The organism is Citrobacter sp. wls714 (assembly GCF_005281025.1).
In the GTDB taxonomy this organism is placed as follows: domain Bacteria; phylum Pseudomonadota; class Gammaproteobacteria; order Enterobacterales; family Enterobacteriaceae; genus Citrobacter; species Citrobacter werkmanii.
Window position 1 is genome coordinate 16,635 of sequence record NZ_SZWZ01000090.1, and the last position, 15,710, is coordinate 32,344.

Annotated in this window: 15 protein-coding genes; 1 reads left to right on the forward strand and 14 read right to left on the reverse strand. The window is 53.2% G+C overall.

The genetic code is table 11. The annotated features are described in order from the left end of the window. Positions 1-82: 82 nt before the first annotated feature. The 10 genes from lipA to FDX11_RS18250 all read right to left on the reverse strand — a co-directional run bounded on the left by lipA (position 83) and on the right by FDX11_RS18250 (position 9,521). Positions 83-1,048 carry a lipoyl synthase gene (lipA, locus tag FDX11_RS18205; protein ID WP_042309819.1) on the reverse strand — a complete coding sequence of 322 codons (966 nt, stop codon included), beginning with the start codon at positions 1,046-1,048 and terminating at the stop codon, positions 83-85. A 206-nt stretch (positions 1,049-1,254) separates the two neighbouring features. Beyond that, a complete protein-coding gene (gene lipB / locus FDX11_RS18210) occupies positions 1,255-1,896 on the reverse strand; it encodes a lipoyl(octanoyl) transferase LipB (RefSeq protein ID WP_042309816.1) in 642 nt (213 codons plus the stop codon). A 112-nt stretch (positions 1,897-2,008) separates the two neighbouring features. Further along, complete coding sequence (ybeD, locus tag FDX11_RS18215; RefSeq protein WP_003022706.1) at positions 2,009-2,272, reverse strand: DUF493 family protein YbeD; 264 nt, start codon at positions 2,270-2,272, stop codon at positions 2,009-2,011. 106 nt (positions 2,273-2,378) lie between these two features. Continuing rightward, positions 2,379-3,590 (reverse strand): D-alanyl-D-alanine carboxypeptidase DacA, encoded by a 1,212-nt coding sequence (gene dacA / locus FDX11_RS18220; protein WP_038638745.1) that lies wholly within the window; start codon positions 3,588-3,590, stop codon positions 2,379-2,381. A 142-nt stretch (positions 3,591-3,732) separates the two neighbouring features. Continuing rightward, positions 3,733-4,809: an endolytic peptidoglycan transglycosylase RlpA gene (gene rlpA / locus FDX11_RS18225; RefSeq protein WP_137398335.1), complete on the reverse strand. Its 1,077-nt coding sequence runs from the start codon at positions 4,807-4,809 to the stop codon at positions 3,733-3,735. Between the two features lie 10 nt (positions 4,810-4,819). Then, positions 4,820-5,932 (reverse strand): peptidoglycan glycosyltransferase MrdB, encoded by a 1,113-nt coding sequence (mrdB, locus tag FDX11_RS18230; RefSeq protein WP_006685529.1) that lies wholly within the window; start codon positions 5,930-5,932, stop codon positions 4,820-4,822. Between the two features lie 2 nt (positions 5,933-5,934). After that, positions 5,935-7,836, reverse strand: a complete 1,902-nt coding sequence (mrdA, locus tag FDX11_RS18235; RefSeq protein WP_042309811.1) for a peptidoglycan DD-transpeptidase MrdA — start codon at positions 7,834-7,836, stop codon at positions 5,935-5,937. Between the two features lie 30 nt (positions 7,837-7,866). Beyond that, entirely contained in the window at positions 7,867-8,334 is a 468-nt protein-coding gene (rlmH, locus tag FDX11_RS18240) for a 23S rRNA (pseudouridine(1915)-N(3))-methyltransferase RlmH (protein ID WP_003022725.1), read from the reverse strand. Between the two features lie 3 nt (positions 8,335-8,337). Next, on the reverse strand, positions 8,338-8,655 hold the full coding sequence (rsfS, locus tag FDX11_RS18245; RefSeq protein WP_003022728.1) for a ribosome silencing factor: 318 nt from the start codon (positions 8,653-8,655) through the stop codon (positions 8,338-8,340). Positions 8,656-8,909: 254 nt separating this feature from the next. Next, positions 8,910-9,521, reverse strand: a complete 612-nt coding sequence (locus FDX11_RS18250) for an adenosylcobalamin/alpha-ribazole phosphatase (protein ID WP_042309809.1) — start codon at positions 9,519-9,521, stop codon at positions 8,910-8,912. 96 nt (positions 9,522-9,617) lie between these two features. Here FDX11_RS18250 and cobD point away from each other — a divergent pair, with 96 nt between their 5' ends. Further along, on the forward strand, positions 9,618-10,712 hold the full coding sequence (cobD, locus tag FDX11_RS18255) for a threonine-phosphate decarboxylase CobD (protein ID WP_137398336.1): 1,095 nt from the start codon (positions 9,618-9,620) through the stop codon (positions 10,710-10,712). Here cobD and nadD read toward each other — a convergent pair. From nadD to leuS, 4 genes are read right to left on the reverse strand one after another with little or no spacing between them, the layout of a single operon-like run. Next, positions 10,687-11,328 carry a nicotinate-nucleotide adenylyltransferase gene (gene nadD, locus FDX11_RS18260; RefSeq protein WP_137366175.1) on the reverse strand — a complete coding sequence of 214 codons (642 nt, stop codon included), beginning with the start codon at positions 11,326-11,328 and terminating at the stop codon, positions 10,687-10,689. The genes cobD and nadD overlap by 26 nt on opposite strands. Position 11,329: 1 nt before the next feature. Then, positions 11,330-12,361: a DNA polymerase III subunit delta gene (gene holA, locus FDX11_RS18265; protein ID WP_038638754.1), complete on the reverse strand. Its 1,032-nt coding sequence runs from the start codon at positions 12,359-12,361 to the stop codon at positions 11,330-11,332. Next, the gene (lptE, locus tag FDX11_RS18270) at positions 12,361-12,954 is read right to left on the reverse strand and encodes an LPS assembly lipoprotein LptE (RefSeq protein ID WP_042309805.1); all 594 of its coding nucleotides are present in this window, start codon (positions 12,952-12,954) and stop codon (positions 12,361-12,363) included. Before lptE ends, holA begins: the two co-directional genes overlap by 1 nt. Positions 12,955-12,968: 14 nt before the next feature. Further along, positions 12,969-15,551: a leucine--tRNA ligase gene (leuS, locus tag FDX11_RS18275; RefSeq protein WP_094301018.1), complete on the reverse strand. Its 2,583-nt coding sequence runs from the start codon at positions 15,549-15,551 to the stop codon at positions 12,969-12,971. Positions 15,552-15,710 lie beyond the last annotated feature (159 nt).

Consider the following 15,710-nt stretch of genomic DNA (forward strand, 5'->3'; position numbering starts at 1 on the left):
GCTCTTACTGTGTGCTCTGTATGAAAAAAACCGGCAATTTGCCGGTTTTTTTATTGCTGAAATGTAAGTGAGTATTACACGATTACTTCACTTCCAGCCCTTTGGCCTGCATGTCAGCGTGGTATGAAGAACGAACGAATGGGCCGCAGGCTGCATGGGTAAAGCCCATCGCCATGGCTTCGGCTTTCATCTCGTCGAACTCATCCGGGCTGACGTAGCGTTGCACTGGCAGGTGATGGCGGCTCGGCTGTAAATACTGCCCCAGCGTCAGCATGGTCACGCCATGGCTGCGCAGATCGCGCATGACTTCAATGATTTCGGCATTGGTTTCACCCAGACCTACCATCAGACCCGATTTAGTCGGGATCTCCGGGTGCGCTTCTTTGAAACGCGCCAGAAGCTTCAGCGACCAGTTGTAGTCAGCTCCCGGACGTACGTTACGGTAAATACGCGGTACGTTTTCGAGGTTGTGGTTAAATACGTCCGGCGGTGTGGCCGTGAGAATATCCAGCGCGCGATCCATACGACCACGGAAGTCAGGCACCAGAGTTTCGATCTTAATCGACGGACTTTTCTCGCGAATAGCGGTGATGCAGTCAGCAAAGTGCTGAGCGCCGCCGTCACGTAGATCGTCACGGTCAACGGAGGTAATGACGACATAGCGCAGCGCCATGTCCGCAATCGTCTGGGCCAGTTTCAACGGCTCGTTGGCATCAGGCGCAACCGGACGGCCATGGGCAACGTCACAGAATGGGCAACGGCGAGTACAGATTGCGCCGAGGATCATAAAGGTTGCGGTTCCGTGATTGAAACATTCAGCCAGGTTAGGGCAGGAAGCTTCTTCGCAGACAGAGTGCAGGCCGTTTTTGCGCATTGCCGCTTTGATGCCCTGGATGCGAGTGGAGTCCGCTGGCAGTTTTATTTTCATCCATTCCGGTTTACGCAGCAGGGCTTCACGCTCTGTTGCCACATTTTTAACCGGGATAAGAGCCATCTTATCGGCATCGCGGTATTTAACACCGCGTTCCATCACAATGGGTTTACTCATAGCTTGCGTGTTCCAGTTGCGAATTACGAAGGAAAGCGTTTCAATTCAAGGGAATGTTGCATTTATCAACTATTTTTGAATTAGTGATACGCAGTATATCATTGAAACGGGCCAGAAAGCAGCCTGACAGGCTGGCAAAATGTAAAATAGTTGTTGTTTTGTGCCATTTGCCACAACATATGCCGTGGCAAAGTATGACCGCATTTTTAGTCCGCAACGTATTCGTGCGGTGGGTTACCCAACAGCGCCAGAATGTTGGCCAGCAGGCGCGGGCGAATGCTCTCAGTGGTGGCCGCGCTATCCCATTGCGATACTTTTGCCATCTCCATTCCGGCATAACCACAAGGATTGATACGCAGGAAAGGCGACAGGTCCATATCCACGTTGAGCGCTAAGCCGTGAAATGAACATCCCTTACGAATACGTAACCCTAATGAGCAGATTTTCTTCTCACCGACATAAACGCCAGGCGCGTCGGCTCGCGGGTGGGCGTCGATGCCAATTTCCGCAAGGGTATTGACGACAGTTTGCTCCAGCAGCGTAACCAGCTCGCGAACACCCAGTTTGCGGCGTTTCAGGTTCAACAGCACATACATGACCTGTTGGCCCGGTCCGTGGTAGGTCACCTGACCACCACGATCGCTCTGAATCACCGGAATATCTCCCGGCATTAGTACGTGCTCGGCTTTACCTGCCTGACCCTGAGTAAAGACAGGATAATGCTCTACCAGCCAGATTTCATCATGACTGTTTTCATCGCGGGTATCGGTAAATTCGTGCATGGCCAGAGAGACTGGCTCGTAAGGTTGAAGACCGAGCTGGCGGACCAGAATTTTATCCTGATACAAAACGGCATCTCCGTAGATACTCACACAGAGTAGAGAATGTTAAAGAGGGGAAAAGTATATCACAGGAGGAAGAGGTTACCCGAGCGGGGATGCAGCGGGTAACCGACAGGTTTTACAGCACCATGCGTACGATATCGATATTACCTAATTCTTCGTACAGCGTTTCAACCTGCTCAATGTGTGTAGCAGTGATGGTGATAGAGACCGAGTGGTAGTTGCCTTTGCTGCTCGGTTTTACCGTCGGAGAGTAATCACCTGGCGCATGGCGCTGTACCACTTCAACCACCTGATCAACCAGCTCAGGCAACGCCTGCCCCATTACTTTGTAAGTAAATGGAGTAGGGAATTCAAGCAGTTCGTTAAGTTTGGTTTTCATGTCAGCTCCGGCGTTACATCAAAAAATAATAACTCCCACAGCGCGTGGGAGTTATCTGGATACCTAGTATATGGGGACGTAAATCACACTTTCAAGTGTTCGATTTTTAGCCAAACCAGTGGTGGAACATTAATTTAATGTAATCAATGATTTTCCCAAAGAAGTTGCCTTCCGGGATTTCCTGCAGCACGACCAGTGGGCGCTGCTCGATGGTTTTGCCATCAAGCTGGAAGTTGATGGTACCGACAACCTGATTTTTCTGCAGCGGCGCGTGCAGTTCAGTGGTGTTCAGCACATAACTTGCTTTCAGATCTTTCATACGGCCGCGCGGAATGGTCAGGTAGACATCCTTATCGACACCTAACGATGCGCGATCGGTGTTACCAAACCAGGCGGGTTCTGAGGCAAATTCTTTACCCACTTTCAGCGGGTTGACGGTTTCGAAGAAACGGAAGCCCCAGGTCAGCAGTTTTTTGCTTTCGGTTTCGCGACCTTTATAGGTGCGACCACCCATTACGGCGGAGATCAGACGCATCTGGCCTTCGGTTGCGGATGCAACAAGGTTATAGCCAGCTTTATCGGTGTGACCGGTTTTGATACCGTCGACATTCAGGCTGTTATCCCACAGCAGACCGTTACGGTTTAACTGACGAATGCCGTTAAAGGTGAACTCTTTTTCTTTATAGATAGAGTATTCATTAGGCACATCGCGAATCAGCGCCTGACCAATCATCGCCATATCGCGGGCTGAACTGTACTGACCGTCAGCATCAAGACCATGAACGGTCTGGAAGTGGGTGTTTTTCAGACCCAGCGCGTTCACATAGCTGTTCATCAGGCCGACGAAAGCATCCTGGCTACCGGCAGCGAAGTCAGCCATCGCCACACATGCGTCGTTCCCGGACTGCAGGTTAATACCACGGATCAACTGAGAGACAGGAACCTGCATGCCTGGCTTGAGGAACATCAGCGATGAACCTTTAAAGACCGGGTTACCCGTAGCCCATGCGTCATTGCCGACGGTGACCAGATCGGTTTCTTTGAACTTCCCGGCTTTCATCGCCTGGCCGATGACGTAGCTGGTCATCATTTTGGTCAGGCTGGCGGGGTCGCGGCGAGTGTCAGCATTCTGTTCTGCCAGAACTTTACCTGAATTGTAATCAATCAGGATATACGACTCCGCATCGATCTGCGGAACGCCGGGGATCATGGTTTTAATATTCAGGTCATCGGCATGTGCAGCAGAGAGAGTAGCTGCGCAGAGAGCCGCGGTGAGCGCCATACGCTGCACGAAACGAGCGGAAAAAGTGGTCTTCATGGTCTGAACTACGACGTCCGTGATGAAATTAAAAAAAGTGCCCTACTATAGCAAATGCATAACGGGCAGGCATCTGACTTTCCGCGTGACTTTGTTAATGTCATTTACGGAAATTGACAATTCAGATACCCGGTTTACGTTATTACATGCCGGTGATGAAGGACTGTAATTGCGCCTCGGATTGAAGACGCTGCTGCAATGAGGAGGCTTCAGTTTTGCTGGTGAATGGCCCCATCTGAATACGCCATACCGCGCCGTTTTGCACTACCCGTCCTGGGACGCCAAACTGCTGACTTAAGCGCTTTTGATACTGCTGCGCTCGGGTTTGATCGCTAACGGCACCGACCTGAACGACATAGCGTCCGTTATTCGCAGCGGCTGGCGCGGTTACCGGGGCAGTTGATGCCGCGGGAGTGGTGGTTACAGGCTGTGGCGCAGGCGTGGGTTCACTGCCTTCAAGCACACCAGCTGCAAGCGTTGTCGGCGCGCCGAGGAAACCACTGCTGTTGACTGGCGCACCGCTGGCATCCTCGCTTTTCAGCGTGGAATTGCTGATAGGGCGGATGTCATTTTGCGGCTGGCCCGCATCCGGTGCGGAAGACATAGTGCCACCACCGCTTAAATCAGGGCGAGCGGGCAGGGCATAGGTTTGTTTCGCCACGGTCGTACAGGCCATACCCGGTCCGGATAATGAACCATCCTGAGCGACGATGATCGGGTCGATACGCACTTTGGTGTTGTTAGACGTGTTCAGTCGATCGGCGGCGGCACGTGAAAGTGAAATTACACGATCGTTGCCATAAGGGCCGCGATCGTTAATGCGCACGACGATCATCCTGCCGTTTGCCAGGTTGGTGATTCTGGCATAGCTTGGGATCGGCAGCGTCGGGTGCGCAGCGGTCAACTGCATTGGGTCAAACGCTTCACCAGACGCGGTTAAATTGCTTCCAGGCTCCGCATCATAAATAGCGGCAAGCCCGGCCTGACTAAAGCGGGAGGGATCCTGGACTATTTTGTAGCTCTTACCATCACGCTGGTAGTCCTGATTCGCCGTTGGGTTCAGGGGTTCAAAGCGCGGATCGGCCCCGCTGATTTCAACAATCGGACCATTACACACCGCAGGCTGCGGCGCGACAGCAACCTGTTGCTGACCATCATCATTCGAACACGCCGCGAGCATTCCTGCTGCGATGCAGATACCAAGCCACTGCTTACGCATTGCGTACCCCTTACACGCTTTTCGACAACATTTTTCTATGGGTGTGGATCGACATAACAATCCCGAACCCGGCCATCAGCACGATCAGTGCTGAGCCTCCGTAACTGACCAGTGGGAGTGGAACCCCAACCACAGGGAGAATACCGCTCACCATACCAATATTTACGAAGACATAAACGAATAATATCAACATTAAACCACCCGCCATGACGCGACCAAAGGTGGTTTGTGCGCGAGCCGCGATCCACAACCCGCGCATAATCAGCAAAATGTACAGCGTCAGCAAAATCAAGATTCCCACCAGACCCAGTTCTTCCGCTAAGACGGCGAAGATAAAGTCAGTGTGGCGTTCGGGTAAAAACTCAAGCTGCGACTGCGTACCGTGCAGCCAGCCTTTACCGCGTAATCCGCCGGAACCAATAGCAATTTTAGACTGAATAATGTGATAGCCCGCGCCCAGCGGATCGGTTTCAGGGTCGAGTAACATCATGACGCGTTGACGCTGGTAGTCATGCATCAGGAAGAACCACAGTATCGGAATAAACGCGGCGACCAAAACGACTGCCACACCGATTAAGCGCCAGCTCAAACCAGAAAGGAACAGGACAAACAGGCCAGAAAGGGCAACCAGAATTGAGGTGCCGAGGTCAGGCTGAGCGGCAACCAGCAGCGTGGGCATAAAAATCAGCACCAGCGCAATCGCGGTATTTTTTAGCGATGGCGGGCAGACGTCGCGGTTGATGAAGCGTGCGACCATCAGCGGCACGGCAATCTTGGCGATTTCAGAAGGCTGAAAGCGCACGATACCCAAATCCAGCCAGCGCTGGGCGCCTTTGGAAATAGCGCCGAAGGCGTCAACCGCCACCAACAGAATGATGCAGAAGATATAAAGATAGGGCGCCCAACCTTCATAAACCCTGGGCGGAATTTGCGCCATCACCACCATGATGACCAGGCCCATCGCGATCTGGCCGACCTTACGCTCCATCATGCCAATATCCTGGCCGCTGGCGCTCCAGATGACCAGCGAGCTGTAGACCAGCAGAGCCAGCAAAATAAGCAACATTGTGGGATCGATGTGGATTTTGTCCCAAAATGTTTTTTTGTTCGGATTATCCGTCACGATTATTGGTCCTCAGCTGCTGCAACCGCTGGGTTTTCCGCAGGCAGATTGGTGTTGTTGTCGCCCAACATAATGTGGTCAAGGATCTGGCGCATAATCGTCCCTACAGCCGGACCCGCACCGCCGTTTTCAAGGATCATGGCGACAGCGACCTGGGGGTTATCGTAAGGTGCGAAGGCCGTCATTAACTTGTGGTCACGTAAACGTTCGGCGATTTTATGCGCGTTATAGGTTTCATTAGCTTTCAGGCCAAAGACCTGTGCGGTACCGGATTTCGCCGCAATTTTGTATGGCGCGCCAGCGAAATATTTATGTGCAGTCCCGTTAGGGCGGTTAGCGACGCCGTACATACCGTCTTTGGCGATTTCCCAGTAACCGGAATGAATATCGCCAACGGGCGGTTCGTGCGGCTGAACCCATGGGACTTGCTTGCCGTTTTCTGCCGTGCTCATCAGTAGATGCGGGACTTTTACCAAACCGTCGTTGATAAGGATCATCAGCGCTTTACTCATCTGGATAGGGGTTGCCGTCCAGTAACCCTGACCGATGCCGACCGGAATGGTATCACCCTGGTACCATGGCTTTTTAAACCGTTTTTGCTTCCATTCACGGGTTGGCATGTTTCCGGAACGTTCTTCGGCAAGATCGATGCCCGTATATTGACCGTAGCCAAACTTGCTCATCCACTCGGAAAGCCGGTCTATCCCCATATCATAGGCGATTTGATAGAAAAACGTATCCGCGGACTCTTCCAGAGAGCGGGTGATGTTCAGGTGGCCGTGACCCCACTTTTTCCAGTCGCGGTAACGTTTCTCAGAGCCGGGTAACTGCCACCAGCCCGGATCGAACAGACCGGTATTGCGAGTGATGACGCCTGCGCTTAACGCAGAAACCGCAACGTAAGGCTTAACCGTCGACGCTGGAGGATAAACGCCTTGCGTGGCGCGGTTAACCAATGGGGTATTCGGGTCATTGAGCAACCCGGAGTAATCTTTACTGGAGATGCCATCCACAAACAGGTTGGGGTCGTAGCTTGGCATGGAGACCAGCGCCAGAACGCCACCGGTACGCGGGTCGGTGACCACCACGGCGGCGCGGCTCCCCGCCAACAGCGTTTCAATATACTGCTGGAGCTTCAAATCCAGCGTGAGATAAATATCATGCCCGGCCTGCGGCGCGACCTCTTTAAGCTGACGAATGACACGACCGCGGTTGTTGACTTCAACTTCTTCATAGCCGGTCTGTCCATGCAGCACGTCTTCATAATAGCGTTCAATACCGAGCTTACCGATATCGTGCGTCGCCGCGTAGTTAGCCAGTTTGCCGTCTTTGTCCAGGCGGTCCACGTCTTTATCGTTGATCTTCGATACGTAGCCAATCACGTGGGTCAGGGCGGAACCGTAAGGGTAGTAGCGGCGTTTATAGCCTTTGACTTCAACGCCAGGAAAGCGATATTGATTAACGGCAAACCGTGCGACCTGAACTTCCGTCAGGTTGGTTTTTACCGGAATAGAGGTGAAGCGGTGTGAACGGGCGCGTTCTTTTTTAAACGCGGCAATATCGTCGTCCGTCAGATCTACGACGTTGCGCAGCGCGTCGAGCGTATCCTGAATGTTGTCTACCTTCTCCGGCATCATTTCAATCTGATAAATGGTGCGGTTAAGGGCAAGCGGAATTCCGTTGCGGTCATAAATAATGCCGCGACTGGGAGGAATAGGTACCAGTTTAATGCGGTTCTCGTTCGAACGTGTCTGATAATCAGTAAAACGAACGATTTGCAGATTATACAGGTTGGCGATCAGCACGCCGGTCAGCAGCAAAATCCCCAAAAAAGCGACCAGCGCCCGGCGCACAAACAGCGCGGACTCAGCCGAATAGTCGCGAAAAGAATTCTGTAGTTTCATCCGCTGCTTAATCTACTCAAGAATCAATGATCACTCACGGTGATAAGGATGGTTGGTGGTAATGCTCCACGCCCTGTACAGACTCTCCGCTACCAGAACCCGAACAAGAGGGTGAGGAAGGGTTAACGCAGAGAGTGACCAGCTTTGTTCCGCCGCTGCTTTACAAGCGGGAGACAGACCTTCCGGCCCGCCGATCAGCAGACTGACGTCGCGGCCGTCCAGTTTCCAGCGCTCCAGTTCGGTCGCCAGCTGCGGCGTGTCCCAGGGTTTGCCCGGAATATCAAGGGTGACGATGCGGTTCTTGCCTGCGGCGGCCAGCATCTGCTCACCCTCTTTGTCGAGAATGCGTTTAATGTCCGCGTTCTTGCCGCGTTTTCCTGCCGGGATTTCGATCAGCTCAAAGGGCATATCTTTCGGAAACCGACGCAGATACTCGGTAAATCCTGTTTGTACCCAGTCAGGCATTTTCGTACCCACAGCGACAAGTTGCAGCTTCACGCATTAACTCCAGAGTTTTTCCAGTTCATACAGGCGACGGCTTTCTTCCTGCATCACGTGGACAATCACATCGCCGAGGTCAACGACGATCCAGTCAGCGACGTTCTCGCCCTCCACGCCGAGCGGCAGCAGGCCGGCAGTGCGGGACTCCTGAACAACGTGATCTGCGATGGACATAACGTGACGGCTGGACGTGCCAGTGCAGATAATCATGCAATCAGTGATGCTGGATTTGCCCTGAACGTCTAAGGCGATGATGTCTTGACCTTTCAGGTCATCAATTTTGTCGATTACAAAATCCTGGAGTGCTTTACCCTGCAAGTGTTCCCCCTGGGTGAAAAGAGTTAAAAACGTCTGTTAGTATACCTGAACCAGAGGCGATATCGGGACAAATGTCTCCGAAAGCGCTTTTGAAGTGCGCTATCATCCCACCCCACGCCACAGAATGCATCGCCATTTTTGTAAAACAATTTCTGCAAAGCTCTGAAAGGCGGGAAAAGTCAGGTTGCGGAGGATAACAGCCTGTCAGGGGGTGTCAATGGGAGAGAGGGCCTTCGGCAGAAAAAACCGCGCATTCACTCCCCGTCATGCCATACGGCTCGGCTGTTAAGCACTTTCAGTACCGCGAAATCGTCACATAAATCTATCGCGCTCCAGCAGCCTTGTTCGACGCGGAAATGCCACATTGCCGCAGCCGGCATGGACAGCAGGCGCGCAATCAAAACGCTCAGCACGCCCTGATGACTCACCACCAGCAGATTTTGACTCGCTTTATAATCGGCAAGCTGGGCAATGAAGCGTTCAACCCGCTGAGAAAATGCCTGAAAGCCTTCGCCATTTGTTGGCGTTGCGTTCTGCCAGTCGTTACACCATAAGGCGTAATTTTCAGCGTCTTCACGTGCTAAATCGCGATGGTGGCGCATTTCCCAGTCACCAAAAAACATCTCATTCAGCTCAGGCATAATACGTACCGGGAGGTCGCGATCGCCTAAGATCAACCGGGTTGTATGGCGGGCGCGTTCGAGTTCGCTGCAAAGCACGTTGTCAACGGGAAGATTATGTAACAGCTTGCCCACTGTTTGCGCCTGTGCGATCCCCCGCTCCGTTAGCGCAGTGGGAGCGTGGCCGCTGTATAATCCGGCGACATTGGCGTCGGTTTCGCCATGCCGTACTAACCAGAGTCTCATGTTTTCCTCGTGAAGCTATTCGCACAAAATATGATGTTTGCCCTGATTGCGCAGAGTTTTTTCACTAAAATACCCTTTTTTACGTGGAGCGGCACGATGTCTTTATTGAAGAGCGCGCATGGTGGTAATACCCGAGAAGCCGCCGAATTGTTGGGTATCTCGCCTGAACAATTGCTGGATTTTAGCGCGAATATTAACCCGCTGGGTATGCCAGCAAGTTTAAAACGCGCGATTATCGACAATCTGGACAGCGCGGAGCGTTACCCGGATGTCGATTACGCTCAACTGCATACGGCACTGGCGGATCATCATCAGATTCCGGCCTCGTGGATCCTGGCCGGAAACGGTGAGACCGAGTCTATTTTTACCCTGGTGCATGGCCTCAAGCCAGGCCATGCGATGATTATCACGCCCGGGTTTGCGGAATATCGTCGGGCGTTGCAATGGGGGGGTTGTACGATTCATGAATTTGCGCTGCGTGAAGAGGATGGTTGGCGGCTTACCGAGGCCATCCTCGATGCGTTAACCCCAGAACTGGACTGCCTGTTTCTCTGTACACCCAACAATCCCACCGGATTACTGCCCGATAACCGCCTGCTACACGAGATTGCTACCCGTTGTGAGCTGCTTGGGATCACTCTGATCCTTGATGAAGCATTTATTGATTTTATTGCCGGTGAGCCGGGGTTTATCCCGCTGCTGCACGGGAATCCACATATTTGGGTTCTGCGCTCGCTGACTAAATTCTATGCGATACCGGGATTGCGTCTGGGGTATCTGGTCAACAGTAACGAACACGCCGTTGCACAGATGCGTAGCCAACAAATGCCGTGGTCAATTAATGCGTTTGCTGCCCTTGCAGGCGAGATTATTTTACCCGATAGCGCCTATCAGCAGGCGACGTGGAAATGGCTGGAGCAAGAGGGGGCGCGGTTTGATCAACAGTTGCAAGCACTGTCCGGCCTGACGGTGTATCCCGGCCGGGCAAATTATCGTTTATTACGCTGCGATCGGGCGGATGTTGATCTGCAACGCGCCATGCTCGAACAACATGTTTTGATCCGCAGTTGCGCCAACTATCCAGGACTGGATACGCGTTATTATCGGGTGGCCGTTCGCAGCATGGAAGAGAATAACCGACTGCTGGCGGCATTACGCAAGGCGCTTAGCGGTACAGCCCTTGTTGATTGATATAGTCAAGCACAGCGCCTGGCAGTAAGTCGTCGCACGGCTCGCCTTTTTCCAGGCGTTCGCGGATCAGCGTGGCGGAGATATTAAACCACGGCGTTTCGGCCAGGTAAATTTTCCCGCAGGGCAGGTTGTGCAGGTCTTCCGGCGAATGGGTCAGATGATCCTCCAGCCAATGCTGGTGCTTTTCCTGCGCCATTTCGAGTGGATAGCCCGGACGTCGGCACACAATAAGATGTGTGTTACCCAAAATCGTGTGGTAGTCATGCCAGGAAGGAAAGGTTAGCAGCGAGTCCTGACCAATAATAAACGCTAACGGCACGTCCGGACCTTGCTCTTCGCGCCACTCTTGTAGCGTTTGCGCGGTGTAGGAGGCGGTATCGCGTTTCAGTTCGCGTTCATCCAGAGAAAACAGCGGCTTATCAGCAATGGCCAGTTCAACCATACGCTTACGTTGTTCGCCGGACGCTTCGGGTTGCGCGCGATGTGGCGGCACGTTATTGGGCATGATGATGACCCGGGAAAGGCCAATCAGATTCGCCAGAATTTCAACCGGTTTAAGATGACCATAATGCACCGGATCAAAGGTGCCGCCGAACAGAGCCTGCAATGATTTCATATCAACCATCAATAAAAACATCGGCCAGCGATTTATGGCAGAGCAAAAGGGAAAGTCCCTCAAGTTCTGCCCACACTGACTGACCATAGTCTTGTTTAAGCGTAATTTCCGTACGTGTTAACAGCGTCACCGCCTGACGCAGCTGTGCCGGATTTAGCCGGTTAAGCGCATCTCCCATCATGCCACGGCGATTTTGCCACACACGATGTTTATCAAACAACGTGCGTAAGGGCGTATGGGCCGACTGCCGTTTCAGGTTGACCAGCAGCAGCAATTCGCGCTGTATCGTACGCAGTAAAATAACCGGTTCGCTGCCTTCAAGGCGTAACTGTTGCAGGATGTGCAGCGCGCGCTTGCTTTTGCCCATCAGCAGAGCATCCACCCAGTGGAATGGCGTAAAGTGCGCGGCATCGTTAACGGCTTTCTCCACGCGAGGCAGCGTGAGTTTGCCATCAGGCCACAGTAATGCTAACCGCTCAAGTGCTTGCGCCAGAGCTAACAGGTTACCTTCATAGCAATAGCACAATAGCTGATTGGCAGCGTCATCCAGTTGCAGGTTGTTAAGTTTCGCTCTCGCGGCAACCCAGCGCGGTAGTTGTGCTTGCTCCGGTGTCTGGCAGCTAACCTGAACCGCGTTATTCGCCAGCCCGGTATACCATGCGCCGTTTTCCTGTGCCTTAGTCAGTTTGTTGCCGCGAACAATCAGCAGCAGATCGTCATGAAGCAGAGTGACCAGCGACGCGAGTTGTTCGTTAATGGCGGCATTGGGGCCATTTTCAGGCAACTGCAAAAGCAGCGTTTGACGACTGGCAAACAGGCTCATCGCCTGGCAGAGTGAAAATATTTCTCCCCAGTCGGTGCTGGTGTCCAGAGTAAAAGCGTGGTGTTCTTCGAATCCTTGCGTTGCGGCAGCCAGACGGATGGCATCCTGGCTTTCCTGCAATAAGAGGGGATCGTTGCCCAGTAGTAAATACGCCGCGCGCAGCCCTTCATTGAGCTGTGCGCGGAGTTGTTCAGGGTACAACTTGAGCATCAGTTACCCAGCGTGGTGGAAACACGTGCTGGAGATGACGCAGGCGCTGCGGCTGGCGTCGCTGCTGGCTCGGCATCCGCACTGGAGGACCGAGTGTCGGCCAGATGTACGCTTGGCAGCTTACGAATCAACTGTTCTGCCGCTTTGTCGTACATCTCTTTGATGATCATGTCCTGCTCGTTATCCTTCGCCAGCGCAGCCTGAGAGTTATCAAAGAACGAACGATAAACTTTGGTGCTGATGGGGTAGATATCGTGTCCTGGAATCAGCACGGTAGCACTTACGGACATCACCATCTGGTACTCAGCCGTTTGACCGTTCTGGAATACCGACGCGGTATCCTTTGAGATACTCACTGCTCCCAGTCGTAAAGACGTCACATCTTTACGCATTGAACCGTCTTCAAGCAGCGTAACGCCGTTCAGACGCAACTGATTACGAACCGCGCGGCTTAACGGGCCGTTCGGATCGCCAGAGTTCAGGATCATGGTTTTCATTGAGGGTGGAACCTGCGTAGTACTACGCAGATGCCAACCGCACCCGGCGGTGACCAGCACCGCCAGAGATAACAACAATGTTGTCAGAAGTCGCACGCTTCCTCCCGCGCTTAGCCAACGACCAGATTGAGGAGTTTACCCGGTACATAAATCACTTTACGTACGGTAACGCCATCAAGATATTTTGCCACCAGGTGTTCCTGGCCAGCACGTTCACGAACCTGTTCTTCGGTGGCGTTTACCGGAACGGTGATTTTGCCACGTACTTTACCGTTAACCTGAACGACAACCAGCGTTGAGTCTTCAACCATAGCGCTTTCGTCAGCTACTGGCCACGGTGCGTTATCGATATCGCCTTCGCCTTTCAGCGCTTGCCACAGGGTGAAGCAAACGTGTGGGGTGAACGGGTTAAGCATACGCACAACGGCCAGCAACGCTTCCTGCATCAGGGCGCGGTCCTGCTCGTCTTCCTGTGGCGCTTTCGCCAGCTTGTTCATCAGCTCCATAATCGCCGCAATTGCGGTGTTAAAGGTCTGACGACGACCGATATCATCGGTGACTTTAGCGATAGTTTTGTGCACGTCGCGACGCAGCGCTTTTTGATCTTCGCTCAGAGCATCAACGTTCAGGGCAGCGACATCCCCTTTGGAAGTATGTTCGTAAACCAGTTTCCAGACACGTTTCAGGAAGCGGTTAGCCCCTTCAACGCCGGATTCCTGCCATTCCAGGGTCATGTCAGCCGGAGAGGCGAACATCATAAACAAACGCACGGTGTCTGCGCCGTAACGCTCAACCATCACCTGCGGGTCGATGCCGTTGTTTTTGGACTTGGACATCTTGCTCATGCCGGTATACACCAGTTCATGACCTTCGGCGTCCTTCGCCTTCACAATACGACCTTTTTCGTCGCGTTCAACGATGGCATCAACCGGAGAAACCCAGTTACGCTCGCCGTTGGCGCCGACGTAGTAGAACGCATCTGCCAGCACCATGCCCTGACACAGCAGCTGTTTAGCCGGCTCGTCAGAGTTGACCATGCCCGCGTCGCGCATCAGTTTGTGGAAGAAGCGGAAGTAGAGCAGGTGCATGATGGCGTGTTCGATACCGCCAATGTAGATATCCACCGGCAGCCAGTAGTTAGCGGCTTCTGGATCCAGCATGCCTTCGTTGTACTGCGGGCAGGTATAACGCGCGTAGTACCAGGAGGATTCCATAAAGGTATCGAAGGTGTCGGTCTCACGCAGCGCAGGCATGCCGTTAATGGTGGTTTTCGCCCACTCAGGATCGGCTTTGATCGGGCTGGTGATGCCGTCCATGACCACGTCTTCCGGCAGAATAACCGGCAGTTGATCTTCTGGTGTTGGCAGCACGGTACCGTCTTCCAGCGTCACCATCGGAATCGGCGCGCCCCAGTAACGCTGACGGGAAACGCCCCAGTCGCGCAGACGATAGTTAACTTTACGCTCACCCACGCCTTTAGCGACCAGCTTGTCAGCAATGGCGTTGAAGGCAGCTTCGAAGTCGAGGCCGTCAAACTCACCGGAGTTAAACAGTACGCCTTTTTCAGTCAGTGCCTGTTCCGACAGATCCGGCTCTGCACCTTCGGCGGTCAGAATGACCGGCTTGATGGTCAGGCCATATTTGGTGGCAAATTCGTAGTCGCGCTGATCGTGACCCGGAACGGCCATCACTGCGCCTGTACCATATTCCATCAGGACAAAGTTTGCCGCCCAAACCGGGATCTCTTCGCCAGTCAGCGGGTGAACCGCTTTAAAGCCAGTGTCGACGCCTTTCTTCTCCATGGTCGCCATTTCGGCTTCAGCAACCTTGGTGTTGCGGCATTCGTCAATGAAGGCGGCCAGTTCAGGGTTGTTCGCGGCGGCTTTCTGCGCCAGCGGGTGACCAGCGGCAACGGCCAGGTAGGTCGCACCCATAAAGGTATCCGGGCGGGTGGTATAGACGGTCAGCGTGTTGTCGTAACCGTTCACGTCGAAGGTGATTTCCACACCTTCCGAACGACCGATCCAGTTGCGCTGCATGGTCTTAACGGTGTCCGGCCAGTGATCCAGGTTATCCAGATCGCGCAGCAGTTCGTCAGCGTAAGCGGTGATTTTAATGAACCACTGCGGGATCTCTTTGCGCTCAACTTTGGTATCGCAACGCCAGCAGCAGCCGTCGATAACCTGCTCGTTGGCGAGAACGGTCTGATCGTTCGGGCACCAGTTGACCGCAGAGGTTTTCTTGTACACCAGGCCTTTTTTGTACAGCTCGGTGAAGAATTTCTGTTCCCAACGGTAGTATTCCGGGGTGCAGGTCGCCAGCTCGCGGCTCCAGTCATAACCAAAGCCCAGCATTTTGAGTTGGTTTTTCATGTAGGCGATGTTGTCGTACGTCCACGGTGCCGGTGCGGTGTTGTTTTTAACCGCAGCGCCTTCCGCAGGCAGACCGAACGCATCCCAGCCAATAGGCTGCAGTACGTTTTTGCCCAGCATACGCTGGTAGCGGGCGATCACGTCACCGATGGTGTAGTTACGTACGTGGCCCATGTGTAGTCGACCAGAAGGATAGGGAAGCATAGACAGGCAGTAATACTTCTCTTTGCTCTCGTCTTCGGTCACTTCAAATGTGCGCTTCTCATCCCAGTGAAGCTGTACTTTGGATTCTATCTCTTCCGGGCGGTATTGCTCTTGCATGGCAGCCAGTGGTCCTGTTTTCAATACAGCTACAAACGTAGCTCTAGATGTGGTGTTTCAGATCCGCATAGCATAGCCCAAACGCCCGCGCCAAAACAGCCTTTCGCGCATTCAGCGTTGAATTCCCGCAAGGATAATTCTTGCACGAATTTACACACT

Bases quoted from the DNA above. Each gene is read 5' to 3' on its own strand.
- leuS (WP_094301018.1), bottom strand. From the start codon at position 15,551: ATGCAAGAGCAATACCGCCCGGAAGAGATAGAATCCAAAGTACAGCTT.
- nadD (WP_137366175.1), bottom strand. From the start codon at position 11,328: ATGAAATCATTGCAGGCTCTGTTCGGCGGCACCTTTGATCCGGTGCAT.
- ybeD (WP_003022706.1), bottom strand. From the start codon at position 2,272: ATGAAAACCAAACTTAACGAACTGCTTGAATTCCCTACTCCATTTACT.
- rlpA (WP_137398335.1), bottom strand. From the start codon at position 4,809: ATGCGTAAGCAGTGGCTTGGTATCTGCATCGCAGCAGGAATGCTCGCG.
- cobD (WP_137398336.1), top strand. From the start codon at position 9,618: ATGTCTTTATTGAAGAGCGCGCATGGTGGTAATACCCGAGAAGCCGCC.
- FDX11_RS18250 (WP_042309809.1), bottom strand. From the start codon at position 9,521: ATGAGACTCTGGTTAGTACGGCATGGCGAAACCGACGCCAATGTCGCC.
- dacA (WP_038638745.1), bottom strand. From the start codon at position 3,590: ATGAAGACCACTTTTTCCGCTCGTTTCGTGCAGCGTATGGCGCTCACC.
- mrdA (WP_042309811.1), bottom strand. From the start codon at position 7,836: ATGAAACTACAGAATTCTTTTCGCGACTATTCGGCTGAGTCCGCGCTG.
- lipA (WP_042309819.1), bottom strand. From the start codon at position 1,048: ATGAGTAAACCCATTGTGATGGAACGCGGTGTTAAATACCGCGATGCC.
- holA (WP_038638754.1), bottom strand. From the start codon at position 12,361: ATGCTCAAGTTGTACCCTGAACAACTCCGCGCACAGCTCAATGAAGGG.